Annotated in this window: 1 protein-coding gene; it reads right to left on the bottom strand. The window is 49.4% G+C overall.

The features are described 5' to 3' along the window. Positions 1-778 precede the first annotated feature (778 nt). On the bottom strand, positions 779-1,743 hold a 965-nt coding region (locus ACRCZA_RS14875), incomplete at its 5' end, for a S9 family peptidase (RefSeq protein ID WP_438675172.1).

The following is a 1,743-nucleotide window of genomic DNA, read 5'->3' as shown; positions in this document are numbered from 1 at the left end:
GTATTGTGCAGATAAAGGGAGGTTGCATAACAATCTAACTATGGACGTTGAAGTCGCACTGGCTGCAAGCGCTCCTACCTCTTCGGCACAACGGCTAAGCCTCAGCCTTGTTCACCTGCTCGAGCTGCTGTTATGACGGCGTTGAGTGCCAAGAGAGTGGTTCGAGTCGTACTATCGCCAGTCACATTAATACCTTACTTATTTTTGTATCTTCTTGGATTTCTAAGACGTTAGCCGCAGTGAGCGCAATCGCATTAATTGATTTTGTGACGCTGTGGGAGGTTTGGCTGGCTAGTCGGCGGGATTTTACGGCTTGCCCGTTGACGGACTCAATGCAATTGGCTGCATCATTTGCATGATGCAGCTTTGTCCGCTATCGAGCTTAGTGCTGTTTAGGGCGGGACATCCTGATTGGTGTCGGCGGCATGCTTATTGGGAATATTGCTTGTTCGGTCTGTTGGTTAACTTGAGTAAATTTATAGGTGATCAATTCAGTCGCATGAGTCACTTGCTGCATCATCTGTTGCAAGTAGACGATGAATGGGGAGATTGAACAATACGGTTTACGTCATCACGTCCTTTGCCATTAATCTGGCTGTGAGCTCGGCATTGTCCGCCGTAAGTGCATCGATATTCAGATTGACTGTCATGAGTCGTTGCCCAAGTGGGTTGATGGCGTTTTGCTAACAGTGTTAGCTGTGGTTAGCGGTGATAACTGGGCTAAAGGCCCGCGCGGAGCGGACCTTTAGCCTTTGGTTACGCTTTCATATTGAAGGGATTATTGCCCGCCGGGTTTAGCGTAGTGGGTCATCCACTCCTTCACTTGGTTATACCAATAGATCGAGTTATTGGGTTTCATGATCCAATGGTTTTCGTCGGGGAAATAAATCATCTTTGATTCAATTTTGCGGGTTTGCAGCGTGCGAAATAGCTCAAATCCTTGGCCAACGGGTACGCGGTAGTCGAGTTGCCCATGGCTGACTAAGGTTGGGGTGTTGAAGTTGGCGGCGAAATAATGGGGCGAGATCGCCTTATATAACTCTGGGTTTTCCCAGTAGTGACCAAAACGCGTGCTGTGCACTGCAAAATCGGCCGCCATTTGGGCATACATATCGTACACCGCGGCGTGGATCAGCAACGCTTTAAAGGGATGGGGCTGGCCTAGGATGATCGAGGTGAGGTATCCGCCATAGCTGGCGCCGCCAGCGACCATGCGTTCGCTATCTATCCAAGGTTGCTGTTTAAACCAGTCGGCCGCTTTTAGCACATCTTCGAGGGATTTGTTTTTCCAATCGGGGTTGATGGCATCGGCAAATTCCTGGCCAAAGCCGCTAGAGCCATGGAAGTTAGGCCAAGCGGTGACGTATCCCCAAGAGGCGAAGGTTTGGGCGTTCCAGCGGAAGTGGAATCCATCGGTAATCGCATTATGTGGTCCGCCGTGAATGAGCATAAACAGCGGATACTTTTTGCTGCGATCAAACCCCGGTGGATAATGTACCCACATCTGAATATCTTGGCCTTGATAACCTTTATAGGTGACAGATTCATAAGTGCCTAAATCCACATCCTTGAGAATATCATCATTAAAATTTTCTAGGCGTGTGGTTTTGCCGGTTCGGCTATCAATGCTGACGAGGCGTGGCGGGTGGAGAAAGCTCTCATTGGTCGCAATCAACTGGCCATCTTTGCTTATGGCAGGCATGCCGAAATCCGTGGCGGTGGTGATGGCTTTGGCTTTACCAT

Source organism: Shewanella sp. (genome assembly GCF_051658185.1).
Taxonomy (GTDB): Bacteria; Pseudomonadota; Gammaproteobacteria; order Enterobacterales; family Shewanellaceae; genus Shewanella.
This window is presented reverse-complemented; position numbering and strand designations above follow the sequence as displayed.